We start from the raw sequence: 25514 nt of genomic DNA, 5'->3' as shown, positions 1-25514 counted from the left end.
TGCAAATAAGTTTCCGACAATTTAGCTTGAACCGTTAGGGAGATTCGAAAAATTCTTGAAGAATGAGACCGAAACTGTCTATAATGAGAGTGAAAGCGCTAACAATTAAGAGGAGTGGGGTACCATGAACTTTGATCTTACAGCTGAACAACACATGATTCGTAAACTGATGAGAGATTTTGCTGAAGGTGAAGTCGCCCCAGATGCGGATGAACGTGATCGAACAAAACAGTTTCCTAAAGAGATTTTCTCTAAGATGGCTGAGCTTCAATTGATGGGACTTCCTTTTCCAGAAAAGTTTGGTGGAGGTGGTTCGGATACCATTAGCTTTGCCATAACAGTTGAGGAATTGAGTCGTGTTTGTGCTTCTACTGGGATTACTTATTCGGCCCATATTTCATTAGGATGTGCACCTATTTATCTGTTTGGTACCGAGGAGCAAAAGCAAAAATACTTAATTCCGTTATGCCAGGGAGAGTCGTTGGGTGCTTTTGGCTTGACTGAACCCAATGCTGGCTCAGATGCTGGAGGCACGAAGACGAAGGCAGTTAAAGAAGGTAATGAATGGGTCATTAGTGGCTCCAAATGTTTTATTACTAATGCGAGTTATGCTAAGTTTTTAGCGCTTACTGCGATTACAGGAAATATGGGGAATACTCGTGAGATTACGGCATTTATCGTTCCTACAGATGCTCCAGGATTTACAGTTCATGATCAATATATAAAAATGGGTCTTCATAGCTCCAATACAACTGAATTAGTCTTAGATCAGGTACGGATTCCTGAGCATGAAGTGTTAGGTGAAATCGGAAAAGGCTTTAAACAATTTCTAATCACGCTAGATGGTGGTCGGATTGGTATTGGTGCGATGGCAGTCGGGATTGCGCAGGGGGCTTATGAATTAGCTTTACAATATGCACGAGAGCGTGTTCAATTTGGTCAATCTCTTTCAAAATTTCAGGTTATTCAGCATAAATTGGCAGATATGCATATGCAAATTGAGTTGGCACGAACCATGGTTTATAAAGCCGCCTGGCTCAAAGATCAAGGCAGGAAATTTACCAAAGAGGCTTCCATGTGCAAATTATATGCTTCGGAAATAGCGATGAATGTATGTAATCAGGCCGTACAAATCCATGGAGGATGGGGCTATATGCATGATTATAAAGTAGAACGCTTTTTCCGTGATGTCAAACTAACTGAAATTGGGGAAGGAACGTCTGAGATTCAACGTAATATTATTGCCCGGGAAATTGGCTGTTAAGAGGAGGAACAGGGATGGCCGAATTGATCCACCTGACTGTTGGCGATTTATTGGATGAACAAGTGAAGCTCGTAGGAGATCAGGAAGCGGTTGTCTATCCGGAGTTTGAAAACGTTCGCCTTACCTATCGGCAATTTCAGGAAGTGTGTAATCAGACAGCAAAAGGTTTGATGAGGTTAGGGCTAGAGCCAGGGCATCATTTATCCATTTGGGCAACGAATCAACCTGAATGGTTAATCACGCAGTTTGCAACCGGAAAAATGGGAGCTGTCCTTGTAACTGTTAACACCAATTATCGAACACGTGAATTAGAATATTTACTACGTCAATCAGATACTGAAACACTTATTTTAATGGAGCAAGTGCGTGGTACTAGTTATTTAGATATGTTATTAGAGATTTGTCCTGAACTAAATCATTGTTTGCCAGGTCAACTTCAATCTTCTCGTTTGCCTCGTCTAAAAAATGTGATTCTTCTAGGTGAGAAACGTCATTCAGGGATGTTCCTATGGGAAGACATCTTAGAAATGGGGAAAGAAGTATCAGATGAAGAGTTAAAACAGCGTCAACGCTCTCTTTCACCTGATCAAGTGATTAATATGCAATATACTTCAGGTACAACAGGTTTTCCTAAAGGGGTCATGTTAACTCACCGCAATATTGTTAACAATGGTCGAAATATTGCTGAATGTATGAAATTGACCAGCCAAGATCGTTTGTGTATCCCTGTTCCCTTTTTTCATTGTTTTGGATGCGTCCTTGGAACGATGGCATGTGTAAGTGTTGGAGCGACAATGGTTCCGTTGACAATGTTTGATCCAGAGAAAGTATTAAAAGCTGTAGAACAAGAGAAATGTACTGGATTGCACGGTGTCCCTACAATGTTTATCTCAGAGTTAAATCATTCTCAATTTGAGCATACTCGCTTTGATACCTTAAGAACAGGAATTATGGCAGGTTCCAATTGTCCGATTGAAGTTATGAGAAGAGTGACAGATCAGATGGGGATTAAAGAGCTTACCATTGCTTATGGACAGACAGAATCTTCTCCAGTGATTACACAGACCAGGACAGATGATCCGATTGAGATCCGGGTTTCCACAGTAGGTAAACGATTGCCAGAAGTCGAAGTGAAAATCCTCGATCCACAAACTGGAGAAGAGCTCCCTCCCGGTGAACAAGGAGAATTATGTACGCGTGGTTATCATGTCATGAAAGGTTATTATAATATGCCTGAAGCGACAGCAGAAGCGATTGATTCTGAAGGTTGGCTGCATACGGGAGATCTAGCTGTGATGGACGAGCAGGGATATTTTCGGATTACAGGTAGGCTCAAAGATATGATCATCCGTGGTGGAGAAAATATTTATCCTAGGGAAATTGAAGAGTTTATATACACCCATCCGAAAGTATTAGATGTTCAAGTGGTTGGTATTCCCGATGAAAAATATGGTGAAATCTCGATTGCTTTTGTTCGAAAAAAAGAAGGAGTCAATATTTCGGAAGAAGAGATCAAGTCTTATTGCAAAGGTCAAATTGCAAAGTACAAGATTCCTACCCAGGTGATTTTTGTGGACCAGTACCCAATGACTGCTAGTGGGAAGATCCAAAAATATCGTCTACGTGAACAATACCTAGAACAACAGCAATCGACTCATTAATTATGTAGTAATATTTGCCCTATTTCGGAGAGTTTTGTTCACAAATCCGAAATAGGGCTTTTTACCTCGATTGATCATGGTGACGAGGAGTCATTGACTAGTCAGTCTGTGAGTCATTTGATAAAATTCATTTAGTTAACCCTCTGTAGTGTCGATGTCGATACCTAGATGAAGGAGTCGACCTTCCCCCAAACGAACTGAGTATCCGTGCGGATCACCGAAGGCTAATACAGTAATGTTGCTTTAGGTGTACCCATTGGGGGCTTGAAGCAATGCGGATCTGCTCTCTCATACAAATGGAGAACAGTAGGTTTAAAAATGTGATGAAATGAGGAATGGAGATATGGACCCACTCCCACCCATTTTAAATGACTTTCCTAATTCTTTTGAAACGGAAAGGTTATTAATTCGTTATCCTTTACCCGGGGACGGTACTCAAGTTTATGAAGGGATTATCGAGTCTATGGAGAGCTTACAACCATGGATGCCATGGGCAAAGGAAGCGCCTACCAAAAAGGATACTGAAATCAATGTAAGAAAAGCACATTGTAACTTTTTGGAGCGATCTGATCTCCGTTTTCATTTGTTTGAAAGAAAGACGGATCGTTTTATTGGAATTAGTGGTTTACACCGAATTGATTGGAGTGTTCCAAAGTTTGAAATCGGATATTGGTGTCGAAAAGCTGATGAAGGGAAAGGTTATATTACAGAAGCGGTTCGAGGTCTAACTGTATTCGCTTTTGAAATTTTACTTGCTAAGCGTCTCGAAATTCGATGCGATCAACGAAATGTTCGCAGTCGAAAAGTGGCAGAAAGATTGGGATACAAATTAGAAGGTATATTACGAAATCATCGTGTGACAGTAGATCAAAAACTTGAAAATACATGTGTTTATTCGATGATTCCAGAGGAATTTCACACACTTACATCAAGTAAAAATGATGGCATAGGATTTTGAGTGCTTATTTTATATTTTAGGGAAAGAGAAGTTTCAATGTCGGCTAAGGGAGATGAATTCTTTGGCTGACACTTTTTATTCAATCGATCAGGGATCTGAGTATACTATTTTACATAAAAGCGATGGCGCACTACAGTATGTGCTTGCGATTATTTCCTCTGTTCATTAATCTAATAATATAAGGAATATTTAAAAGAGGGTGAATGATCCATGTCAAAGGAACAATTTAATTCTGCTCATTTGAAAGGGGATTTCTTTCCGATCCTAGATATTGACTATATCGAATACTTCTCTGGAAATGCCAAACAAGCTGCTTATTTCTTTTGCCGAACCTATGGTTTTAAGCCTGTTGCTTATAGTGGTCTGGAAACAGGATGTCGAGAAAAAACGTCATATCTATTAGAACAAGGAAATATCCGCCTATTGGTCAGTGGTTCTTATCACCCAGAACATGAAATTACTCAATTCGTCACTAAGCATGGGGATGGCGTTAAAGATATTGCTTTACGTGTAGATAATGTTGAGCAGGCTTTTATGGAAGCGGTTTCAAGAGGTGGAATTGTTGTTAAAGAGCCTTTTGAAGAGAAAGATTTGCATGGAATTATTAAAAAAGCAGTAATTGGAACCTATGGTGATACTGTTCATACATTAGTTGAGCGGAAGGACTACTCAGGCTTATTCGCTCCAGGATTTATAGCTAGCGAATTGAACCTTCCTGAAGTTACTCCAGGATTAGTGGCGATTGACCATATCGTTGGAAATGTGGAAAGAATGGAAGAGTGGGTATCTTATTATGAAAAAGTGTTTGGTTTTAAACAAATGATCCACTTTGACGATGAAGATATAAGCACCGAATACTCTGCGTTGATGTCGAAAGTGATGTACAACGGTACAGGACGAGTTAAGTTTCCGATCAATGAGCCCGCTGAAGGAAAACGCAAATCACAAATCCAAGAATACCTTGAATTTTACCAGGGAGCAGGAGTTCAGCATATTGCGCTCATTACCAATGATATTGTTCAAACCGTCTCTGCCTTAAAAGAACAAGGTGTAGCATTTTTAGATACTCCAGATACCTATTATGAAGAGTTACAAGCGCGTGTAGGAGAAATAGATGAAAACATAGCAGATTTGAAGCGTTTGAGTATTTTGGTGGACCGTGATGATGAGGGATATTTATTACAGATCTTTACGAAGCCAATTGTAGATCGCCCTACTTTATTTTTTGAAATTATTCAGAGAAAAGGTGCGAAAGGCTTCGGAGAAGGAAACTTTAAAGCCTTATTTGAAGCGATTGAGAGAGAGCAAGAACGCCGTGGGAATCTGTAATTCATCAATAGATGAAGTTTGTTGGGGTACGAATTGATCTCGCACGAAAGATTACTCATGAATTAACATGATTTTTATGGAATATGGATTTGATTCGGCACTTCATCTGTCATAATTTTTCTTTCTCTGGGTCATCCTATATGGAAGAACCCAAGAGCTGAGGTGATTGACAGATGAAGCGTCGTTTTTTTATGTTTAGCATAAGTGCTGTACTTGTGTGTATGGCAATGATTAGTACCTTTCATGAAACTGCTTTTCCTTCTGAGCACCAAGCAAGTTCCCAGAGCCCTTCTTCAATGAATCAAGTTTATCAATCCCGCCCTCAATATCAGATTAAAGCTACATATGATGAAAAAAAAGATCAGGTTGTTGGACATATGGTAGTTACTTTACCAGAGACGAGAACAGAACCACAATCACATGTGTATTTTCATTTATACCCCAATGCTTTTAAGGATTGGAAGTATGGCCAAGAGTCTAGGCCAACTAAACCCGGTTATATTCAGATTTCTAACCTAAAAGTGAATGGTAAGGCAGTGAAAGAAGATATCAAAGAGACTGTGATGAAAGTGAATCTTCCTAACCCAGTGAAACAGGGGGAATCAGCGCGGATTGCAATGGATTTTAGTCTTCAGCTTCCGCATGGAGGAACACGTTTAAATACTTATAAACAAACTGCTTTTTTGGCACAGTGGTATCCGATGTTAGCTGTTCAAGATCAAGAGGGTTGGCACACAGATCCATATACAACTACAGGAGATCCTTTTTATACACAGATGTCTGATTTTGATGTGACTTTCCATATTCCTAAAGGATATCAAGTGATTTCAACAGGAAATAATCAGGGGCATGAGGGGAAGTCTCAAGTTACAATTAAACAGGACAATGTACGTGACTTTGCTGCTGTTTTAACCAAGGATTATGAGGTCATCAAAGGGAAATCGGGAAAAGTGCAAGTAAATCTCTGGTACTTAAAAGGAATGGAAAAAGAGGCTCCTGTACTTCATGAAGCCGCGGTATCCGGGATGAAGTATTTTAGTGAGATTTTTGGTGCTTATCCCTATGATGAAATTGATATCGTGCTTGGGGAAACGGGATATGGCATTGCTGGGATGGAATATCCAGGGCTAGTTACTTCCTTGCCGACAGTTCCTTCCCACCAAGGACCTACTCCTGCGATTAATGTAGTTGTGCACGAACTCGCTCATCAATGGTGGTATGGAGTAGTTGGTAATAATCAGGTAAAAGAACCGTGGTTAGATGAGGGGCTAACTACTTTTTCGGAGTTTCTCTATATGCAAGAAAAGATGAATGAAGACGAAAAAGAGCTTCTCAAGAAGGCAACTCTTCGTACGAATGAAATCAATCAAGCGGTTGGGGTCACGTCTGCCGACTCATTATATAAATATCCAGATCATGTGTATGGATTAATGGTTTATATCCGACCGACTGCTATGATGTACAGCTTGATGGATGAAATCGGTCGGGATCAAGTGATTAAAATCATGCGTACCTACTATGAGACTTATCAATTTCAAACGGCAACCACCCAAGATTTTATCAAGATTGCGAATCAGGTTTCTGGCAAGAACTTAACACCATTCTTCCAAAAATGGTTATACTTTAAACAAGCTTCTTAAATACAAAAAAGCCGGGCAACCGGCTTTTTTGTATGGGGCCATGGATTCTAAAGTAAAGTGCCAATGACGGGACTATCGATTCCGTCTGCATCGAAGTAATCATTAACGGAGGCGTTCAAATTAACGCTTCCACATCCGACTGGAAAAGAGCTACCCACAAGTTTTCTGTCAAAGGTCGGTTTTATATTGACTGCATCACCTAAGTTCACATTAGAAGCAGTAGCCACTAAATTAAATTGAGTGTTAAAAATATTATTCACTACACCAGTCATCCAAAACACTCCCTTCTAGGCAATATTTTATGCTTTAGGTGGGAATTCGTGATGATATAATGTAAAATACCAATCAAGTTTGAAGAGGGAGTGTATGTGGATTCAATGAAATCGAGTAACTTAGAGCTTGGAGATTTATCACAACGTTTACTGACAATTGCCCAGTATGTTCCTGACAAGAAAAAAGTGGCTGATATTGGAGCGGATCACGCCCTTCTGTTCATCCACTTAGCCAAACAAGGACGCTTACAAAAAGGCATTGTCGGGGAATTAAATCGAGGTCCTTTCGAAAACGCTCAAGATCGGATCAGAAGAATGGGTTTATCTTCATTCATTGAAGTACGAAAAGGTGATGGATTAGCTGTTCTCCAACAGGGAGAAGTAGAAGTTGTCGTGATCGCAGGTATGGGTGGAGCATTGATATCACAAATTTTAGATGAAGGAAAAGAGAAATTATCTAGAGTGGAGCGTCTTATCCTTCAACCCAATATTGGTGGAAAAAGAGTTCGACAATGGCTATTTGAGCATCAGTTTACAGTGGTGGAGGAAACGATTGTCGAAGAGGCAGGTCTCTTTTATGAGATCATTGTGGCAGAGCCAGGAGAAAACAATTCCATTTATGAACAGCCTCTTTTGACTCAAGAGCAACTCATGGAAATTGGTCCGATTCTATGGCAAAAGAAACATTCCTTATTGCGAAAAAAGTTGGTAGAAGACCTGAAAGGTAAGAAGAATGTTTTAAAACAATTAGAAAAAGGAAGAACGATGGAAGCTAAACGTCGAAAGCAGGAGATCGAAGAAGAGATGAAACTTTGGGAGAAGGTGATTGCATGGCTATCAGCGGCAGAGATTTGATCCGCGGGATGAATCAGTATGCACCACCCCATTTAGCAGTAGAGAAGGACCCCATTGGCCTTCAAGTGGGAAAGCCAGATGCAGAAGTGAATGGGATTTTGGTGACTCTTGATGTAAATGAAGAAGTTGTTGATGAAGCGATTCAACAAGGAACTAATTGGATCGTTGCCCACCATCCAGTCATTTATCATCCTTTAAAAGCATTGCGGACAGATCACCCTACTGGACGAATGTTTGGCAAGCTTCTCAAACATGAGATTAATGTTTTTGTGGCACATACCAATTTAGATGCTACCTTTGATGGAGTAAATGATGTACTGGCTGAAAAGTTACAGTTAGAAGAGATTCAGGTTTTGATACCCAGCCAATATGAAAAGCTTAAAAAATTAGTTGTGTTTGTTCCTGAAACCCATCGTGACTCTGTATTTGAAGCGATCGGAAATGCGGGAGCAGGCTGGATTGGAAACTATAGCCATTGTACATTTCAAACCTCTGGGATTGGGACTTTTGTACCGATGAAAGGTACAAATCCATATCTCGGTAAACAAAATGAATTGGAAAAAGTAAATGAGATTCGAATTGAAACGGTCATTCAAGAAGCCAATCAAAAACAAGTGATTGAGGCGATGTTAGAGGCACATCCATATGAAGAAGTTGCCTATGATATTTATCCTTTAGAGCTCAAGGGAAAAGAACAAGGATTTGGCAGAATTGGTCGTTTACATAAAGCGATGACTCTCAAAGAGTTGGCAGAAAAGGTAAAACTAGCGTATCAAATTTCAGGACTTCATTCTGTAGGTGACCTTAACCAATCGGTACAAACTGTTGCCATCTTAGGTGGTTCAGGTGGTAGTTTTATTAAAAATGCTGCCCAGATGGGAGCTGATGTCTATATTACAGGAGATATTGGCTATCATACCGCACAAGATGCAGATGCGCTTGGTTTAGCGATTCTCGATCCAGGTCATCATGTGGAGCATCTAGTGGTAGAACGAGTCTGTGAACAACTAAAGAAAAGATTACAAGCATCGATTCCAATCTTGGCATCACAGATCGATACGAATCCATTTCGATTTGTATAAGGGTCATTCATTGCTATGGATGTTCACTCTCTGGCAAGCTCATAGAAAGTGAATATTGAGCTCCGACGCCTGATTGAACATGCAATGATTACTTAATCGTCACAACTGGGATGGAGTGATGTTAAGGAATAGACTAACCAGTATCTACCTATTGATATAAACGATTCTAATTGCTATAATAGGGTCTGTTGAAGAGAGGAAAGTAAACAAGGTAATCGCCGGTGGTGTACCGCAAGGTCCCACGGGAGGAAAGTCCGAGCTCCATAGGGCAGGGTGCCGGTTAACGACCGGTGGGGGTGACCCTAAGGATAGTGCCACAGAAATGTAGACCGCCGATGGAGGTTTTTTACCTCACAGGTAAGGATGCAACGGTGCGGTAAGAGCGCACCAGCAGCATGGAGACATGCTGGCTAGGTAAACCCCACCCGGAGCAAGACCTGATAGGAGATCTGCACATCCGTGCAGCTGTTGCCCGCAGCGATCTCGGGTAGGTCGCTTGAACCATATAGCAATGTATGGTCTAGACAGATGATTACTACTCCATTGGTGGGAGACGTACAAGCCGTCGTGATGACCACTAGGAGAACAGAACTCGGCTTATTGTTTGCTTTCCATTAGAGCTTGTGTCATTCCGTGTAAAAGAGACCTTTGTAGGGTCTTTTTTTATTTTATGGTATGGTAAAAAATGATATTTACAGCCTGATATAACCAGGGAGTCTATTAATGAATGAAGAGTAAAATAAAGAGAAAAGAATAAATAGTAGTCGGAAAGGATTTGTCTATGGATTCTCAACAGCCTAGCCATGAATCAAAGTATATTCAGCAACATCTTGCCAATGAGCGGACATATTTAGCATGGGTTCGAACTGCTATAGCCACGATTGGTTTAGGATTTGTCGCTGCAAGATTGCATTTGTTTTCTCCACTCATTGTGAATCAACAAGCTGATCTTTTTGCTCAATTCATTGGATTAGGCTCGATCATTCTCGGCCTAATCATTATTATATATACAACGATTGATTACTTGCGAAAAAGAAAAACGATTAATGAACAAACGTTTACTACCTCTGTCACACCCATTTGGCTATATAGTATCGGAACGATTTTGTTAGGTGCTTTGTTCTTTATTTATTTATTATTTTTTTGATTGATGATAGACCGTTTGCATAATCGATTTCATCTTCAGGCAAACTAAGGTGTGTGCCATATAATTAAAAAGTTAAGCAAAGGTAGATGGATGATGCACACTCAATTTTCCTCATTTGAGGCTTATATAGAAAGATACAAAATGTTTTATAACGAAGAGGGAGAGGGTCGTCCCCCTTTATTAAGTCCAGATGAGTTCAAAAATACGTTTCGTTTGCTACAAGAAAGCTATCAGACTTACAAAGATCTAATGGAAATGGGTCAAATGGATCAAGCTTCTAATTACTATGCTCAAGTCATTAATAAGCTAGAAAATCAGTTGGCTATTGCTGATGCTTCTGACAACTTCGATATTCTTATATAATTTTTCTCAGCAAAAAGACGCCCCTAAAAGTATCAAGGGCGTCTTTTAAAAGTTACTGATTAACAGTCTGGGTTAATCCAGAACCATTCGCACTTAAGTCAAAGAAGTAATTTCCACTGCCAAAACCCAGATAAGAGTGGACACGAATCGTATATTGACCTGTCACAGTTGGTGTAAAGTTGATGGTTTCTTGACGACTAGAGCTAGTGGAGCTTGCTACTTGTACACCAGAAGGGTCAAAGAGATACAAGTCATAGTCTTGGAACCAGCTCCAATTAGGCATAATCATCGTAATGGCTATAGGTGTAGAGGTAGCGTCCAATTGGAAGGTATATTCGTCTTTCAACCCAGATCCACCGATTGTTCCTTGTGCTTTCATATGAGCAGGGAGAGCGGGGCCTTCACCAGTATATCCACCTGCAGCTTTTACAGCATCATAACCCTTTAAGTTCCCTGAACCATAATCCACATCTTTACCAGCTGGACCAAAGTCGGTGGCTGTAGAGGCTAAGGTTGATTTCACTTGATCTGGAGTGAGATTAGGGTTAGCATCTAGCATTAAAGCGACAGCACCAGCTGTAAAAGGGGTTGCCATACTCGTCCCACTATAAGAAACATAGCCATTACCGCTATTAGCCTTAGCAGCCATGATATTTACACCAGGAGCGGAAATATCGGGTTTGATCCGACCATCTGCAGTCGTACCACGACTAGAGAAACTGGCAAGATTAAATCCTTTTTCACCTGGATCAGCCATTGCACCAACAGTTAATGCTTTTTCGGCAGCTCCAGGGGAACCGATTGTTTTGGTAGAAGGTCCACTGTTTCCTGCTGCAACGGCTACCACAATACCAGCATCAGCTGCACGGTTGGTAGCTAATGAAGTGGCATCAGAGCCATCCGAACTCCCGCTCGTTCCAAGGCTCATATTGATTACATCAATTCCATAGGTGCTTTTATTGGAGATACACCAGTCAATTCCAGCGGTGACATTACTCATAGAGCCGCTACCTCTTGAGTCTAAAACCTTAACCCCAACGAGTGCAGCACCCGGAGCAACTCCTACATAGGAAGAGTTTCCATCCCCAGCTCCAGCTGCAATTCCAGCAACGTGAGTTCCATGCCCTTGATCATCATAGGGGGTGGAACGATTATTTACAAAGTCTTTCCAACCAATCACTTTTCCTCCATCTAAATCGACATGGCTCGCATCGATTCCCGTATCGATTACAGCGATCGTTACATCACTTTTAGAATAAGAATTTAATGATCCATCACGATCACCCGTTACACCAAAATCTGTACGGGCTTTTTGTGTACCATACCAATGATTTGCAGTAGAAGAGAAAGATTGGATCGGCTCATCGTATTCAATTTGCACGACTTCAGGTAAAGCAGTTAAAGCATTGATTTCGGATTTTGTTAGCTCAGTGGCGATTGCAGGGATGTTTTTGTATAAGTGTTTGGCTTTTAAGGAAGGGACTTTTGCTTTTGAAGCTTGTAAATTTGAGGTTTGTTGGAGATTTTTAAAAGTAATAATGACAGGTAATTTTTCAGAATGATTTACTTTAGAAATTTTGTTTTGAAGATTACTTAGTAGTTTGGAGCCTTGGACTTTTTGAATGGGTGTGGCATCTTTGTTCGGAGAAGGAGTACCTGCTGCATGACCAGAAAGAGGGCTTGACAACACGATGGATGCTAAACCAAAACTAACAGCCAAAGCGATCGAGCATACACGTAACATCTTTTTCTTCATGGTTGTCCTCCTTGATAAACCCGATGTTCTAAGTAGAATTATTGCATCTACTCAATAAAATAATATACCTTTTCTGTATATTTCCACAATAGTCCTGAAGACCCATTTTCTAAAGTTTTTACTTTAATTGCATAATGATAAGTGATTTACCAAATCCTAGGGATTAATCGATGATAAGAGTAGGAGTTGACTTTATGAAGCTATTGCAAGAGTTGACAGAAGCTAAAGGTGTACCTGGTTATGAACAGGAAGTTCGCCAGATTATCTATCGTGAATTGCAAAAGGCAAATACAAATATCCTTACCGATCAAATGGGAGGTATTTTTGGAGAGAAGAAGGGGGAGAGTGGGAATCCGCGTATTTTAATAGCAGGTCATTTAGATGAAGTAGGGTTTATGGTGACTGAAATTACGAAAGGTGGATACCTTCGTTTTGCGCCTTTGGGTGGTTGGTGGAGTCAAGTCTTATTATCTCAACGAGTTTCGATCGTTACAGAAAAAAGGGTTTATACAGGGGTGATTGGTTCAAGACCACCACATGTTTTAACTCCAGAAGAACGAAATAAAATTGTTCCGATTCGCGAAATGTTTATTGATATTGGTGCACATAGTGATGAACAAGTGAAAGAGTGGGGGATTCGGATTGGTGACCCTATTGTCCCCATTTGCCCCTTTGAAATCATGCCAGATGGTGACACGATTTTGGCAAAAGCATTAGATAACCGAGTTGGTTGCTATCTAGCGATGGAAGTACTTCATCAGCTTGCTTACGAAAACCATCCAAATACTTTGATTGCAGGGACAACTGTTCAAGAAGAAGTAGGATTACGCGGGGCTAATACAGCGCCTTATGTAGTTGAGCCTGATGTATCATTTGCCCTAGATGTTGGGATTGCTCAAGACTCTCCTGGTAGTGAATCTTCTAATAAACCGAAACTGGGTCAAGGAGCGTTAATTACTTTTCTAGATGCATCAATGATTCCTAATATACGCCTGAGGGATTTTGTGATTGAGACAGCAGAAAAAAATAATATCCCTTATCAAGTGGATACCATGTTAGGTGGGGGAACAGATGCTGGTAAGTTTCATCTTTTCAAGAGTGGTGTTCCTTCTTTGGTGGTAGGTGTAGCAGCTAGATATATTCATAGTCATGTATCGATGATTAGTAAAAGTGATTTGGAGAATACGGTTCGTCTTCTTGTAGAAGTGATCAAAGGTTTAAACCAACAAAAAGTAGTGGAACTAACCAACTACGTCTAGAGTTCAAACCTTTCCCGTTTGCATCTAGTTTGGTAAGATGAGAGCGAAGAGTGAGCCCTCCATGATTCAAACAGAGGAGAGATTTAAATGGAAAAAGCAAACGTTTTCATCAATTATATGTCCAAGCATATGCAACAAGTCCCTTCCGTTTCGATCGATGATCTCATCAAACAGGCGGGAGGATTGGATCATGTCTATCTAGTTTTCGTAGATATTTTAAAAGGCTTTTGTGAGATGGGAGCTCTATCTAGTGCGCGTGTCAACGAAATGGTTCAACCTTCAGCCCAACTTGCTGAAGCCCTCCAGAAAAAAGGGTTGTCCAGTGATCATGTAATTTTTTTGAATGATCACCATCCACAGGATGCGAAGGAATTTTCAACATTTCCTCCCCATTGTGTGCGTGAAACGGATGAGGCTGAAGTTGTTCACCCTTTACAAACATTTGCTCAACAACCAGGTGTGAATATTTTTCACAAAAATGCTACCAGTGGCATGTTTGGGGTCAATGCAGATGGCATTCGTTTTCATGAGTGGTTGGAACAAGTCTTTACTAAAGAAACTCCCCTTTTCTTAATGATTGGGGATTGTACAGATCTATGCATCTATCAAAATGCGATGGGAATTCAACTGCTTGCCAATGAGAAAAATGCTGATGTTCAGATCATTATTCCACAATCCCACGTTCGTACCTATGATATTCCTGTTGAACAAGCAGAACAATTGGGGATTATGGCTCATGACGCTGATCTACTGGACCTTGTTTTCCTTTATCACATGAAATTAAATGGTATTCAAGTGGTTCCAGAGGTTAAACTAACAGTCGACTAAAAAAAGAACCATTGGCATACTTTTGTATTGAGGGTAAACTCTTTTTTTCACTGTGTAATTATGATATTCTAGAAGCGTTCTGGATGTATAGGAAAAAAACGGGGTTGGCCAATGGAACAATCTTTGATTGATTTGTTACAACAATATGGTTATATAGGTATTTTTCTTTTCTTAGTTTTAGGGATCGTTGGGTTGCCTTTACCTGATGAAATTATGATGACTTTTATTGGTTATCTCGCTTCGATTGGTAGCTTGAATCTCCCCTTCACTTATATAAGTGCTTTGCTTGGTTCAGCGAGCGGGATTACCGTCAGTTATATATTAGGACAACGTCTTGGATATCCCTTTATAAAAAAGTATGGAAAAAAGTTTTTTATAACTCGACGAAGGCTTCTTATTTCCCAGTTGCTATTTAGAAAATATGGTAATTGGTTACTTTTTGTAGGTTACTTTATTCCTGGGGTACGTCATGTCACTGCATATCTAGCAGGAATCGCTAAGATGTCTTTCCATCGCTTTGCCATCTATGCATATACAGGAGCTATTGTTTGGTGTGCAACCTTCATAGGCTTAGGTTATATCTTAGGTGCCAACTGGGAAATGGTTTTTGTTCTGTTACATCAATATGGTTGGAAGGCTCTGTTATGTGTCTTACCAGTCGTTGGAATTGGGATTGGGGTTTATATCAAGGTTAATCAGAAGAAATCACTACATTCGAAATAAAGAGAGTTTGAGGGGAAGCAAATAACTTTTCCTTACATACAAGTTATTTCTCTTCAAAATATAAAACCATCATCAATAGAAGGTGATGGTTTTTGCTGTAGTGAAGACATTTATCTAGATGAGGTTGTAGTATATTTGTAGAAACAGGAGGGAGCGACATGCATCAAGTTAAGATTCAAATCGAAGGGGTCACTTATCAAATGGAAGTTCCGACAGGAGCCAATCTATTGTTGGAAGCTGCTTCCCGAGGGATTCCGCTTCCTTTTCGCTGTACAAGTGGAAGGTGTGGAACTTGTCAGATGAAAGTGGTACAAGGTGAAGAAGGTCTAAATCTACCCACTACCCAAGAAACGGTTCGTTTAGATAAGCAAGTAGATATTGGATATCGCTTAGCTTGTCAAACCTATGTTCAAGGTGATTTATTGATTGAAATCGTACCAATGAAAGAAACTAGTTAGAAAAGTGAGGGGAATAAGAATGTTAGTACCTGTACACCTAGAGGATGAGCACCTTTTATCTCGTGTGATGGAGATCCAGAAGAAAGCTTATTTAGTTGAAGCTGAATATATTAAAAATATGAATTTGCCCCCTTTACATGAAACGTCTGAACAGGTTCGATCTGCAGGAGAGACATGGGTTGGCTATATGATCCGAGATCAATTAGCTGGTTTGATTTCTTACAAAATCTACGATCATTGCATCTGTGATATACACCGCCTTGCTGTTGATCCTTTGTATTTCCGAAATGGTATTGCCACTGCTTTGCTTTCCCATGTATTAAGTTTGCCGCAAATCGATCAGTGGGAAGTTGCTACTGCTAAAGCAAATAAGCCTGCTATTCATTTATATGAAAAATACGGTTTTCGGATTGTCAAAGAAACAGGAACCAAAGAAGGAATTGACCTTGTTCATCTTTTGAAAAAAGATTAAAAGCTTTTAGTTGTGTTGCTGTGAGCAGTTTAGGAGTCGATGTTTTAAGGATAAACATCGGTCTCCCTACTTTTACTTGATTGATTCTTAGTGACTATAGCGGTGTTGCACTTACATTCTTCGCAGTCGCTGCCCCTTTCTTAACTCGAGAGCGAGAAATATTCAATAAAACACCCAGAGAAAATAGCTTGATCATCAGAGCTGTCCCCCCATAGCTAATCAGAGGTAGAGGAACTCCAGTCACTGGGACAATGGCAGTCACAACACCAAGATTGAATAAGGCTTCCAGCGAAATTAGTGTCACGATACCAATTCCTAACAAGGTACCAAATTGATCTGGGGCTTGTAATGAGATGATGACACCTCTAAATACAAAGAGAATATAAAGACAGATCAATAGTGCGCTACCGATAAAGCCCATTTCCTCAGCAATGATTGAAAAAATAAAGTCCGTATGAGCCTCAGGTAAATAATCCATTTTTTGAATGCTATTTCCGAGACCTGCTCCAGTTAATCCTCCTGGACCAATCGCCATTAAAGAATTAGATATTTGATATCCGCGTCCTTTGGGATCACTCAATGGATCAAGCAAAGTAAAAACGCGATCCAATCGATAGTCAGCTAATAACATAACCGCTACTAAGATCGGAATAGTGACGAGTAGGAGAGTGATCAGAGGCTTTATTCTGACACCCGAACAATAGATCATCGTTAGGCAGGTTCCGAATATAATTACAATGGCACTAAAATGGGGTTGAGAGACTAAAAGTAAGCTAAACAGTCCAATCACAATTAATGGGGGAATGACAGAACGGCGAAATTGGTCGATCACTTCCTGTTTTTTCACCATGATTGAAGCTGTGTAGATAACTAAACCCACTTTCACATATTCAGAAGGTTGGAAAGAGAAGAAACCGAGATCAAGCCATCGGGTGGCGCCATTTCTTGACTCCCCTAGACCAGGAATTAGTACAATGACTAATGAGAGCAAACAAAAAAGTGTTATCAATCCGACATGTTTTCGATAAAAAGAATAAGGGATATTTGACACAATAAAAAAGAGGATGAGTCCAATTACGCCAAAGCTTAATTGTTTTTTAAAAAAATAGTAGGAGTCCTGATATTCAGTTAATCCTTTATAGTAGCTTGTACTGAATACCATGACTAATCCAAACCCGAATAAAAGAAAAGTAATTAAGATTAGCCAGAAATCGGGTTTTCTTTGTTTCTTGCTCATGATGAAAAACTCCTTTTAAAGAAAATGATCTCTATATAAGCCATATAGACTTGGTTCTGATCCATAAGATTGATCCATCAAATTAAAGCATTTACATATATCAGTTGAGCGATTGACTTATTGATTAGCTTTTGTAAAAGTAATGGGAGATTAGGGGTTAAGAAGATGAAGCCAAGTAAGCGTCTGATGCATCTAGACTTTATGTTGATCCTCATTCTCTTTATCCTTGGATCTATAAGCATTGTAGCCATTTCAAGCGCAACTTACACCAGTGATTCTTCTTATGTTGAAAAACAAATTGGTTGGTACATATTGGGTTTTCTATGTATGTTAAGCTTTCTCCTGTTTGACTTAAAAATTTTGTCGCAAGGGAGATTTCTATACCTACTGTATATAGTAGGAATTTTGCTTCTCATTCTTGTCTTCGTTCCAGGGTTGGGTGTAAAAGTGAAAGGGGCTCAACAATGGATTCGCATAGGGTCATTTCAGTTGCAACCATCCGAGCTGATGAAACTGATCTTTATATTACTTTTTGGTAAAGTGTTAGCCGAACGATCAGGATTTTATGGTGAACGTCTACGTGATTTGGGAAAGCTTTTCATCTTATTAGTGATTCCTTTTTTGATTATTTTATCACAACCTGATCTGGGAACTGCATTGGTTTTTATTGCGATTACTGTGAGTATGTGTTGGATTGCGGGGATGCCACGGCGATGGTTTTTAACAGGAATTCTAACTCTTGTCTTGTCCGTAGGGAGTGTCTTTACTCTTTATTTTACAGATCACCCATTTTTACAGATCATCTTAAAGGATCATCAAATTAAGAGGATTGAGACCTTCGTCAATCCTGCGGCAGATCCGACAGGGGCAGGATACCAACTCACACAAGCGAAGATTGGAATTGGCTCAGGCTCGTTCTTAGGAAAAGGGTGGCATCAAGGAACTCAAGTACAGGGCAACTGGATTCCAGAGCCGCATAATGACTTTATTTTTGCTGTTTTTGCTGAAGAATTTGGTTTTTTAGGAGCTAGTCTAGTTATCGTTTTGTTTTTACTCATGATTTATCGTATGATAATGATTGCTTTTCATGCAGAGGACCCCTTTCAAAGATTTGTGGTGACAGGTGTGATTGGTATGATTTCATTTCAAGTCATCCAAAATATTGGGATGACGGTAGGGTTGTTACCGATTACTGGTTTACCTTTGCCGTTTATTAGTTATGGAGGAAGCTCACTAGTGACTCAAATGATTGGAATTGGATTTGTATTAAATGTAGGAATTCATCAACAGCGGGGGCTTATTTTTTAATAGATAAATAAGGAGTGTTTCACTTGAAAATTACTAGTATTCAAATGCGAATCGAAGAAGAAGATTATGAGTTGTATGAAGAGGAAATGTTGAAAAATGGGTGGAAGAAGCTAGGTGATCAACATGTCTATCGTAAAATGTTTGGAGAGACAGAAGTAGAGGTGAAGGAGCATGTACCTACATTTAGTCCAGATGTGACACTTTTGGTATCTGCTAGAAATGAAAAGGGAATTCCTTTTGATCGGTTGTCTAACATGTTGGAAGAACTTAGAAAGCTAGATAAGACAGAAGATCAACCTTCTTAAAAATAGAAACTGTAAATGATAACGAGCGTCTTTTCGATTAAAGACGCTCGTTTCTATTAAACAGAAGGATTGGTTTCTTTTTTCTTTGAAAAGAAAGCTTTGAGTAAGGGGGGAGTAACTAGGGTTGTAACCAAAACAATGACAATCGTGGCAGCGAACAATTCATCATTGATTAACCCTTTATCCTGCCCAATTTTGGCAACAATTAAACCTACTTCTCCACGAGCAATCATCCCAGCACCAATTCCCATAGAGCTACGTTTATCAAAACCACCTAGGCGGGCTCCTAATGCGCCTCCTAATAATTTGGTTGCCACAGCAACGATGGTCAAGATCGCAATATGGAATAACATCGTAGAATCAACTTTCCCAAAATTGGCGGCTAAACCAATACTTACGAAGAAGACTGGAACAAAGAATGAAAAAGAAATCGTTTCCACCTTTTCAAATACTTCATGTTTATATTTAGTTAAGCTCAACATGAGACCTGCGAAATAAGCACCTACGATTCCTGCCAAACCGAACATTTCAGACATGTAGGCAAAACCGAGAGCGGTAATAAGGCCAAACGTTAAAATAACTTCTGTAGTAATTAAGTTTGAAGCCCACTTAAATACGCGTGGGATGACATACTTCCCTAAGACAAAAACCAGGATAAAGAAGGCTAAGATTTTAGCTAGTAAAATAACAATACTTAGTACACTACCGCCACCTGCACCACCAGCTGCAAATCCTACCACTAGAGATAAGATAATAATGCCCAATACATCGTCAAGTACTGCCGCACCCAGAATAGTAACGCCTTCTTTGGATTGTAGTTTCCCGAGTTCACGGAGAGTTTGAACGGAGATACTAACACTTGTGGCAACTAGAAGTGTACCTATAAATAGGGAGGTGGAAAGATTATAACTGAACAGCAATCCGATCCCTAAACCACCTAAAAAGGGAAAAAGAACACCACTCAGTGCTACTAATGACGAACCATAAGCCGTTTTTTTAAATTCATTAATATCCGTTTCTAATCCTGCAATAAACATTAACAGGATTACACCAATTTCAGCTAATTCTTTAATGAAATCCGTTTGGTGAAGCCATCCCAATACCATGGGTCCCAAGATAACCCCTACCAATAGCTCTCCCATTACAGCAGGTTGACCTAGTTTTTTACTAAGATGGCCTGCAAGTTTTACAAAGAATAAAATGATAACCAATTCATACAAGAAGCTGAAGTTCTTTAATGTTTCTGTGTCTACAAGTTGGTTCAAAAAATCCATTTGCTTCCTCCTTTAGATGATATGTATGGATCGGTAAAATCTAACTATTCACTTGAATCACAACTGTTTTAGAATAAAAGTCCGATCACTATGTAACAGTGTTAATTATAACAGACTACTTTTAGTCTCCCCTAAAAAAAATGGTGTCATTTATATAGATGTCACAAATTATTCACTTTCATCTAGTACTTCGATCTATATAGATCGAAGTACGATCTATGTATGGTAATAATAGACATCTAGATAGATGTGGTGAATATTGGGGTATTGTATAAAGGAGAGGAGGATTAAGATTGTTGAATCTCATATTTATTAGTGTTTCAATTGTCGGATTAATTATCACCCTCTGGGCACAAATGAAGGTGAAGGGGAATTTTCAACGTTGGTCAACAGTGAGAGCTTCTTCGGGCTTTACAGGAGCTGAGGTGGCTCGGTTGATCCTGGATCGGAATGGTTTATATCATGTTCCCGTAGAAATGGTTCCTGGAAGACTTTCTGACCATTATGATCCAACGGCTCCAGCTGTTCGTCTATCTCAGTCTGTTTATGCTTCAGATTCCATTGCTTCCATCTCTGTAGCGGCTCATGAATGTGGTCATGCGATTCAACACCAACAACAATATGGTGCACTTGTACTTAGACATCGGATGGTTCCGATTTTAAATCTTACCTCAGGAACCGCCCCGTTTCTCTTACTGGCAGGTATTTTTTTCAAGGCGACAGGGCTTCTATTTTTGGGAATCATTTTTTTCTCAGTAGCAGTTCTATTTCACCTTGTTACACTTCCCGTGGAATTTAATGCAAGTTCACGTGCGAAAAAAATCATGGTAGCTGAAGGTTTTATTCGTGGTCATGATGAGGAGATGGGTGTGAATCGTGTACTTAACTCTGCAGCGTTTACTTATGTGGCAGGTGCATTGGTTGCTTTGTTGGAGTTACTTCAATATATTTTTATACTTTTCTTACAGAGAAATGAAGATTAAACATAATATAGTGTTGCTTCATAAACAGGTGAGGAACCCATTTTCACCTAAAATGACTTGATGTGTTTCCTTTCCATAAACCCCCTAACATAACTATGTCTTGTTTTTTCATACTAACTATGAAATCACAAATAAGGGGGGAATCATCTTATGTTATGGAGTAACATGATCAAAGGAATTATTGCTTCCAGTTTAGTTTTTTCAGTTGTTGGCTGTACCATGAACACGGATCGACAAGCACAGGATCGAACTGGACAAAATCGGTTGCGTACAGTTAGAGTGACAGACCAAAATCGATTGGCCAATCAGAACAACGTGATGAATAATCACACGAAGGCTTTCCCAACAAAGAATGCTGGTGATCGTGCTCAAACAGATCTAGGAAATACCATGAGAAATGCTCAAGGAAATACAGCCAATAATAATTTGGCAAAAGGATTTCGAGTCTCTGATGATATTGCTGACCGTGTAGCAGATATGAAAAATGTAGATACTGCTGCAGCCGTCGTTTTAGGTAACTATGCCTATATTGGTGTGACAACGAGAGACATGGGGAAAGATGGTTTGCTAACTGACGATTTTAAACAAAAAATTGCAGATGAAGCTCGTTCAGTTGATCCCAATCTCCAGCGTGTTTTTGTATCTGCCAATCCCAATTTTGTTAAGCAATTAAACGGTTATGTAAATGATTTTCGTAATGGTAGACCCATCGGTGGAATTATTGAAGGCGTTACCAATGTGATTAACCGTACCTTTCCTGAGGCAAAGTAACCTTATGAATTTGAGGAAACATAGATCTGAATAAGTCTAAGCTTTGATGGCCTAGACAGACTTGATCTATGTTTTCTTTTTTCTGTCTTGAGATGAAGCTGTTTTTCGTTATAATGTGAAAATAGAAGGGAAAAAAGGAGATGTTGAAAGTGAAGCGGTTAACGCCGATGGAAATCTTTAATAAAGATTTTAAACAGTCAATTCGAGGTTATGATGTAGCAGAAGTAAATGAATTTCTAGATTTGGTTATTAAAAGTTATGAAGATGTATTACAAGAAAACGAATATTTAAAAGAACAGTTGCAATTAGAAAAGCAAAATAGAGCAAGTACAACGGATCGAAATGTAGCTGTTTCTGCGGACAATGACTATGGGGAAGTCATTCATGAAATACTCATTCGATTAGAACGATTGGAACAAGTCATTAGACGTTGAAAATACTGAAAAGAGGGAGATGTAATTGAATTCACTTATACACAAAGTGACTCATTATTTACATGACTCTTTAGGCGAAGAGGGGGCCAAATGGGGGCTCTCTCTTATTGATCAAAAGACGGGGAAATCACTTGCTTGGCAGGATAATGAGTGGTTTATCCCTGCTTCCAATCAAAAGTTGTGGACTTCAGCTGTGGCTTTAGATCAGCTAGGCCCTGATTATCGTTGGACCACTCAATTTGGTGTTTCGGATCAAACGCTTTGGGTTATAGGTGGAGGAGATCCTGTTTACTCCTGGGATGATGTCTGTCACATGGTTAGATGTCTAAAGGAACGTGGAGTTAAAAAAATTGACAGGATCTGCTTGGATGATTCTCTGTTTCAATCTGAACGGTGGGGAACAGGCTGGATGTGGGATGATCTAGTCATGGGATTTGCTGCCCCGATTCATGCGTTAAACCTAGAAGAGAACCGGATCCCTTTTCAAATCAGTTTTCAAGATGAGGGGATTCAATTAGAAAATCCGTTTTCCTTTGTTGAATCTCGGCTGGATGCATCTAGATTAGAGGTGAGTCCCTCTGATGAAACTGAATATACATTAGTTCGAACGGAAAATCGTTATGATTATGTAGCTTGTGGAGTTATCGCTCGTGATGAGGAAGAAATGGAAGCAGCTGTTGAATCGGGTCCAGAGTTTTTCTATTTAGCAATTCGATCAGCTTGTCAATATGCAGGGATTGAAATAGATGAACAAGTTTCTTTTTTCGTTCAACCTATTTCTCAAGAATTGTTGGAAACATCATCGATTCACCTTTTCCATGAGTCTCCACCATTAGCTGAAGTTTTAAAATTAGTGAATCAAGATAGTCGTAACCTAGTTGCTGAGGTGTTACTACGTACATTACCTCTTCAACAGGATGGAGTTGGATCAGTGGAAGCAGGAGTGAAAATTGTTGAGGATGTATGTAAGCATTGGAATTTGAAGCTTCCTGGGAGATATGTAGATGGGTCAGGTTTATCAACGTATAATTTTTCTTCTCCACTCACCCTCCGAAAGCTATTAGAACATATGTTAGAACATCCTAATACATTCACTTTTCAAGAGAGTTTAGCTCAGCTAGGTAAATCAGGAACTTTGGAGCATCGTGATTTAGAATTACCCTCCAGCTGGGATTTAAAAGCTAAAACAGGAACTGTGAACGGTGTAAAAACCTTATCAGGATATCTTTATGAGCATGGAGAAGTACGGATCATTTTTTCGTGCATGATTAATGGATTGATAAAAGAAGATCACGGTGCAGAGATGGGTAATTATTTGATTAGAGAATTAATTGCCTCGTTAGATGATCATAATCTTTCTAAATAAAAGTAATTTATTCCATTTAAAATACTTTTATTTAAATTGCAGGAATTACTTTTGATGATAGCGAAAAAGTTGGGGTTAGATGAATTAGTCATGGGAACAGTTGTAAGATCAGAAGAGATTAACAACAAGCCCAGACAGAAAGAGATCGGGGGGGTTCTATAATGAAAAGAATGTGGATCTTATCATTTATTTTGCTGTTTACGATTGGTTCTATCTTAACTGGCTGTTCTAGTGATGCCGGTAACTCAGCAGAAAAAGTTCTCAAACTTAACTTAGGTGGAGAGCCTTCTTCGTTAGACCCAGCACAGGCATTTGATGAAGATTCTCTGGATGTGACCAATGCCTTATTTGAAGGTTTAATGAAATTGGACCAAAACCATCAGCCTCAACCCGCTGTAGCTAAAGAAGTACAGACGAGTCCTGATGGATTGACCTATACTTTTAAATTAAACCAGACCCAATGGTCAAACGGTGAACCTGTAACTGCTCATGATTTTGAGTACGCTTGGAAGCGTGTTCTTGATCCTCAAGAAGCTGCAGATCCAGCTTTCCTTTTATATTTCATTAAAGGTGCAGAAGAGTATAATACGGGAAAGGGTAAAGTGGATCAAGTAGAAGTCAAAGCATTAGATGAGTCCACCCTAGAAGTGAAATTAGCCCGTCCAACTCCTTCTTTCTTGCAATTGGTTTCCTACCCTGTTTATTTCCCAATCAACAAGAAAGTAGCTGAATCAAACAAAAATCTTTACAATGAAGCTTCAACTTATGTAAGTAATGGTCCCTTTAAAATGAGTGAATGGAAACATGATGACCGAGTTAAATTAGTTAAAAACGATCACTATCATAAAAAAGATCTTGTTAAATTAAGTGGGATTCAATTCTCAATGGTTTCTGATGGCAAAACAGTTTATTCTCTTTTCCAAACGAAGGAACTAGATGTTGTAGGGAAAGGGATATTACCCAGCGATTTAGTGGGGTCTTTGATTAAAAGCGGAGAAATTAAAACATCTGATGGAAACGGACTTTCTTTCTTCCGTCTCAACGTGCAAAAAGCACCATTTACTAATGCTAAAGTACGTAAAGCATTTTCTCTTGCACTTGATCGGAAATTAATTACTGAACGAATTGTTGGTGGTGGTGAAAAGCCAGCTTATGCTTATGTAGCACCATCTGTACCTAACCAATTTAGAGAAAAAGGCGGAAGCTTAATCCAAGAGGCTCAGTTTGAAGAAGCAAAAAAATTATTAGCAGAAGGAATGCAAGAGGAAGGTTGGGCTAAGCTTCCACCAGTCACGCTACTATATAGTAACTCCAGCGACAAAAATAAAACCTTGGCAGAAGCGATTCAAGAAATGTACCGTAAAAATTTAGGTGTTGATGTAGCCCTTCAAGCCAAAGAGAAAAAAGTCTATTTCGATGATCAACGAAACAAAAATTACATCATGACTACTTCCAGTTTCTTGGCTGATTACAATGATGCTTATAATTATTTAGAGAGTTTCCAAACCAATCATTCCATGAACCGTACCGGCTGGAGCCATCCACAGTATGATGAGTTGATGAAAAAAGCAGCCAATACAGGGAATGTAGAAGAAAGAGATCAATATTTACACCAAGCAGAGAAAATCCTATTTGATGAAGCACCTGTGTTCCCATTGTACTATTACAATTCAGGAGCTTTGGAGCAAAAAGGAGTCACTGGTATTTTACGTCATCCAGTTGGTCCTAGTGACTATTCACAAGCAGATAAACAGTAAGGTTTATCTAAG

The 25514-nt window shown here is 39.4% G+C and carries 25 protein-coding genes and 1 other RNA gene; 22 read left to right on the top strand and 4 right to left on the bottom strand.

What is annotated here, in order from left to right; translation table 11 throughout:
- The first annotated feature begins 124 nt into the window (after positions 1-124).
- The 5 genes from EDD58_RS06935 (at position 125) to EDD58_RS06915 (ending at position 6852) form a co-directional block, all read left to right on the top strand.
- Positions 125-1264 carry an acyl-CoA dehydrogenase family protein gene (locus EDD58_RS06935; RefSeq protein ID WP_131924132.1) on the top strand — a complete coding sequence of 380 codons (1140 nt, stop codon included), beginning with the start codon at positions 125-127 and terminating at the stop codon, positions 1262-1264.
- Positions 1265-1278: 14 nt separating this feature from the next.
- Positions 1279-2925 carry an AMP-binding protein gene (locus tag EDD58_RS06930; RefSeq protein ID WP_207903267.1) on the top strand — a complete coding sequence of 549 codons (1647 nt, stop codon included), beginning with the start codon at positions 1279-1281 and terminating at the stop codon, positions 2923-2925.
- Positions 2926-3268: 343 nt separating this feature from the next.
- On the top strand, positions 3269-3883 hold the full coding sequence (locus EDD58_RS06925; protein WP_131924131.1) for a GNAT family N-acetyltransferase: 615 nt from the start codon (positions 3269-3271) through the stop codon (positions 3881-3883).
- A gap of 210 nt (positions 3884-4093) precedes the next feature.
- Complete coding sequence (gene hppD, locus EDD58_RS06920; protein ID WP_131924130.1) at positions 4094-5212, top strand: 4-hydroxyphenylpyruvate dioxygenase; 1119 nt, start codon at positions 4094-4096, stop codon at positions 5210-5212.
- Positions 5213-5385: 173 nt separating this feature from the next.
- On the top strand, positions 5386-6852 hold the full coding sequence (locus EDD58_RS06915; protein ID WP_131924129.1) for a M1 family metallopeptidase: 1467 nt from the start codon (positions 5386-5388) through the stop codon (positions 6850-6852).
- Between the two features lie 47 nt (positions 6853-6899).
- Here EDD58_RS06915 and EDD58_RS06910 read toward each other — a convergent pair whose 3' ends face one another.
- Positions 6900-7124: a spore germination protein gene (locus tag EDD58_RS06910; protein WP_131924128.1), complete on the bottom strand. Its 225-nt coding sequence runs from the start codon at positions 7122-7124 to the stop codon at positions 6900-6902.
- Between the two features lie 105 nt (positions 7125-7229).
- Between EDD58_RS06910 and EDD58_RS06905 the strand changes: the two genes are divergently transcribed.
- The 5 genes from EDD58_RS06905 to EDD58_RS06885 all read left to right on the top strand — a co-directional run bounded on the left by EDD58_RS06905 (position 7230) and on the right by EDD58_RS06885 (position 10571).
- The gene (locus EDD58_RS06905; protein ID WP_243648685.1) at positions 7230-7979 is read left to right on the top strand and encodes a tRNA (adenine(22)-N(1))-methyltransferase; all 750 of its coding nucleotides are present in this window, start codon (positions 7230-7232) and stop codon (positions 7977-7979) included.
- Complete coding sequence (locus EDD58_RS06900; RefSeq protein WP_131924126.1) at positions 7955-9061, top strand: Nif3-like dinuclear metal center hexameric protein; 1107 nt, start codon at positions 7955-7957, stop codon at positions 9059-9061. Before EDD58_RS06905 ends, EDD58_RS06900 begins: the two co-directional genes overlap by 25 nt.
- Before the next feature lie 199 nt (positions 9062-9260).
- Positions 9261-9676, top strand: an RNA gene (gene rnpB, locus EDD58_RS06895) — RNase P RNA component class A.
- Positions 9677-9842: 166 nt separating this feature from the next.
- Positions 9843-10208 carry a YidH family protein gene (locus tag EDD58_RS06890; protein ID WP_131924125.1) on the top strand — a complete coding sequence of 122 codons (366 nt, stop codon included), beginning with the start codon at positions 9843-9845 and terminating at the stop codon, positions 10206-10208.
- Between the two features lie 93 nt (positions 10209-10301).
- Positions 10302-10571 carry a hypothetical protein gene (locus EDD58_RS06885; protein ID WP_131924124.1) on the top strand — a complete coding sequence of 90 codons (270 nt, stop codon included), beginning with the start codon at positions 10302-10304 and terminating at the stop codon, positions 10569-10571.
- A gap of 52 nt (positions 10572-10623) precedes the next feature.
- Here EDD58_RS06885 and EDD58_RS06880 read toward each other — a convergent pair whose 3' ends face one another.
- Positions 10624-12327, bottom strand: a complete 1704-nt coding sequence (locus tag EDD58_RS06880; RefSeq protein ID WP_131924123.1) for a S8 family serine peptidase — start codon at positions 12325-12327, stop codon at positions 10624-10626.
- 194 nt (positions 12328-12521) lie between these two features.
- Here EDD58_RS06880 and EDD58_RS06875 point away from each other — a divergent pair, with 194 nt between their 5' ends.
- From EDD58_RS06875 to EDD58_RS06855, 5 genes are all read left to right on the top strand, one after another.
- On the top strand, positions 12522-13586 hold the full coding sequence (locus tag EDD58_RS06875; RefSeq protein WP_131924122.1) for a M42 family metallopeptidase: 1065 nt from the start codon (positions 12522-12524) through the stop codon (positions 13584-13586).
- A gap of 87 nt (positions 13587-13673) precedes the next feature.
- Positions 13674-14414 carry an isochorismatase family protein gene (locus tag EDD58_RS06870; protein ID WP_131924121.1) on the top strand — a complete coding sequence of 247 codons (741 nt, stop codon included), beginning with the start codon at positions 13674-13676 and terminating at the stop codon, positions 14412-14414.
- 111 nt (positions 14415-14525) lie between these two features.
- Positions 14526-15137 (top strand): DedA family protein, encoded by a 612-nt coding sequence (locus EDD58_RS06865; protein WP_131924120.1) that lies wholly within the window; start codon positions 14526-14528, stop codon positions 15135-15137.
- Positions 15138-15295: 158 nt separating this feature from the next.
- On the top strand, positions 15296-15595 hold the full coding sequence (locus EDD58_RS06860) for a 2Fe-2S iron-sulfur cluster-binding protein (RefSeq protein WP_131924119.1): 300 nt from the start codon (positions 15296-15298) through the stop codon (positions 15593-15595).
- Between the two features lie 19 nt (positions 15596-15614).
- Positions 15615-16067 (top strand): GNAT family N-acetyltransferase, encoded by a 453-nt coding sequence (locus EDD58_RS06855; protein WP_131924118.1) that lies wholly within the window; start codon positions 15615-15617, stop codon positions 16065-16067.
- Between the two features lie 94 nt (positions 16068-16161).
- Here EDD58_RS06855 and ftsW read toward each other — a convergent pair whose 3' ends face one another.
- Positions 16162-17304 carry a putative lipid II flippase FtsW gene (gene ftsW, locus EDD58_RS06850; protein ID WP_131924117.1) on the bottom strand — a complete coding sequence of 381 codons (1143 nt, stop codon included), beginning with the start codon at positions 17302-17304 and terminating at the stop codon, positions 16162-16164.
- A gap of 165 nt (positions 17305-17469) precedes the next feature.
- Between ftsW and rodA the strand changes: the two genes are divergently transcribed.
- Entirely contained in the window at positions 17470-18612 is a 1143-nt protein-coding gene (gene rodA, locus EDD58_RS06845; protein WP_131924116.1) for a rod shape-determining protein RodA, read from the top strand.
- Between the two features lie 23 nt (positions 18613-18635).
- Positions 18636-18917: a hypothetical protein gene (locus EDD58_RS06840; RefSeq protein WP_131924115.1), complete on the top strand. Its 282-nt coding sequence runs from the start codon at positions 18636-18638 to the stop codon at positions 18915-18917.
- A 56-nt stretch (positions 18918-18973) separates the two neighbouring features.
- On the opposite strand, the gene EDD58_RS06835 is transcribed toward EDD58_RS06840, so the two are convergent.
- Complete coding sequence (locus EDD58_RS06835) at positions 18974-20191, bottom strand: cation:proton antiporter (RefSeq protein WP_131924114.1); 1218 nt, start codon at positions 20189-20191, stop codon at positions 18974-18976.
- Positions 20192-20487: 296 nt separating this feature from the next.
- On the opposite strand from EDD58_RS06835, the gene EDD58_RS06830 reads away from it, so the two are divergent.
- The 5 genes from EDD58_RS06830 (at position 20488) to EDD58_RS06810 (ending at position 25502) form a co-directional block, all read left to right on the top strand.
- Positions 20488-21174: a zinc metallopeptidase gene (locus EDD58_RS06830; protein WP_279389098.1), complete on the top strand. Its 687-nt coding sequence runs from the start codon at positions 20488-20490 to the stop codon at positions 21172-21174.
- Positions 21175-21324: 150 nt separating this feature from the next.
- Positions 21325-21945 (top strand): YhcN/YlaJ family sporulation lipoprotein, encoded by a 621-nt coding sequence (locus EDD58_RS06825; RefSeq protein ID WP_131924113.1) that lies wholly within the window; start codon positions 21325-21327, stop codon positions 21943-21945.
- Between the two features lie 149 nt (positions 21946-22094).
- The gene (locus tag EDD58_RS15245) at positions 22095-22379 is read left to right on the top strand and encodes a DivIVA domain-containing protein (protein WP_341539267.1); all 285 of its coding nucleotides are present in this window, start codon (positions 22095-22097) and stop codon (positions 22377-22379) included.
- A gap of 25 nt (positions 22380-22404) precedes the next feature.
- Positions 22405-23745, top strand: coding sequence for a D-alanyl-D-alanine carboxypeptidase/D-alanyl-D-alanine endopeptidase (gene dacB / locus EDD58_RS06815; protein WP_131924111.1), 1341 nt, complete (start codon positions 22405-22407; stop codon positions 23743-23745).
- Positions 23746-23906: 161 nt separating this feature from the next.
- On the top strand, positions 23907-25502 hold the full coding sequence (locus tag EDD58_RS06810; protein ID WP_131924110.1) for a peptide ABC transporter substrate-binding protein: 1596 nt from the start codon (positions 23907-23909) through the stop codon (positions 25500-25502).
- The last annotated feature ends 12 nt before the right edge of the window (positions 25503-25514 follow it).

It is taken from the genome of Hazenella coriacea (genome assembly GCF_004341825.1).
In the GTDB taxonomy this organism is placed as follows: domain Bacteria; phylum Bacillota; class Bacilli; order Thermoactinomycetales; family Thermoactinomycetaceae; genus Hazenella; species Hazenella coriacea.
The sequence above is the reverse complement of the archived record's forward strand: the minus strand, read 5'-3'. Positions and strand labels throughout refer to the sequence as shown.

Bases quoted from the DNA above. Each gene is read 5' to 3' on its own strand.
- EDD58_RS06900 (WP_131924126.1), top strand. From the start codon at position 7,955: ATGGCTATCAGCGGCAGAGATTTGATCCGCGGGATGAATCAGTATGCA.
- hppD (WP_131924130.1), top strand. From the start codon at position 4,094: ATGTCAAAGGAACAATTTAATTCTGCTCATTTGAAAGGGGATTTCTTT.
- EDD58_RS06925 (WP_131924131.1), top strand. From the start codon at position 3,269: ATGGACCCACTCCCACCCATTTTAAATGACTTTCCTAATTCTTTTGAA.
- EDD58_RS06935 (WP_131924132.1), top strand. From the start codon at position 125: ATGAACTTTGATCTTACAGCTGAACAACACATGATTCGTAAACTGATG.
- EDD58_RS06905 (WP_243648685.1), top strand. From the start codon at position 7,230: ATGAAATCGAGTAACTTAGAGCTTGGAGATTTATCACAACGTTTACTG.
- EDD58_RS06870 (WP_131924121.1), top strand. From the start codon at position 13,674: ATGGAAAAAGCAAACGTTTTCATCAATTATATGTCCAAGCATATGCAA.
- ftsW (WP_131924117.1), bottom strand. From the start codon at position 17,304: ATGAGCAAGAAACAAAGAAAACCCGATTTCTGGCTAATCTTAATTACT.
- EDD58_RS06875 (WP_131924122.1), top strand. From the start codon at position 12,522: ATGAAGCTATTGCAAGAGTTGACAGAAGCTAAAGGTGTACCTGGTTAT.
- EDD58_RS06835 (WP_131924114.1), bottom strand. From the start codon at position 20,191: ATGGATTTTTTGAACCAACTTGTAGACACAGAAACATTAAAGAACTTC.
- EDD58_RS06930 (WP_207903267.1), top strand. From the start codon at position 1,279: ATGGCCGAATTGATCCACCTGACTGTTGGCGATTTATTGGATGAACAA.
- EDD58_RS06885 (WP_131924124.1), top strand. From the start codon at position 10,302: ATGCACACTCAATTTTCCTCATTTGAGGCTTATATAGAAAGATACAAA.
- EDD58_RS06880 (WP_131924123.1), bottom strand. From the start codon at position 12,327: ATGAAGAAAAAGATGTTACGTGTATGCTCGATCGCTTTGGCTGTTAGT.
- EDD58_RS06860 (WP_131924119.1), top strand. From the start codon at position 15,296: ATGCATCAAGTTAAGATTCAAATCGAAGGGGTCACTTATCAAATGGAA.
- EDD58_RS06855 (WP_131924118.1), top strand. From the start codon at position 15,615: ATGTTAGTACCTGTACACCTAGAGGATGAGCACCTTTTATCTCGTGTG.
- EDD58_RS06890 (WP_131924125.1), top strand. From the start codon at position 9,843: ATGGATTCTCAACAGCCTAGCCATGAATCAAAGTATATTCAGCAACAT.
- EDD58_RS06865 (WP_131924120.1), top strand. From the start codon at position 14,526: ATGGAACAATCTTTGATTGATTTGTTACAACAATATGGTTATATAGGT.
- EDD58_RS06810 (WP_131924110.1), top strand. From the start codon at position 23,907: ATGAAAAGAATGTGGATCTTATCATTTATTTTGCTGTTTACGATTGGT.
- EDD58_RS06915 (WP_131924129.1), top strand. From the start codon at position 5,386: ATGAAGCGTCGTTTTTTTATGTTTAGCATAAGTGCTGTACTTGTGTGT.
- rodA (WP_131924116.1), top strand. From the start codon at position 17,470: ATGAAGCCAAGTAAGCGTCTGATGCATCTAGACTTTATGTTGATCCTC.
- EDD58_RS06825 (WP_131924113.1), top strand. From the start codon at position 21,325: ATGTTATGGAGTAACATGATCAAAGGAATTATTGCTTCCAGTTTAGTT.
- EDD58_RS06910 (WP_131924128.1), bottom strand. From the start codon at position 7,124: ATGACTGGTGTAGTGAATAATATTTTTAACACTCAATTTAATTTAGTG.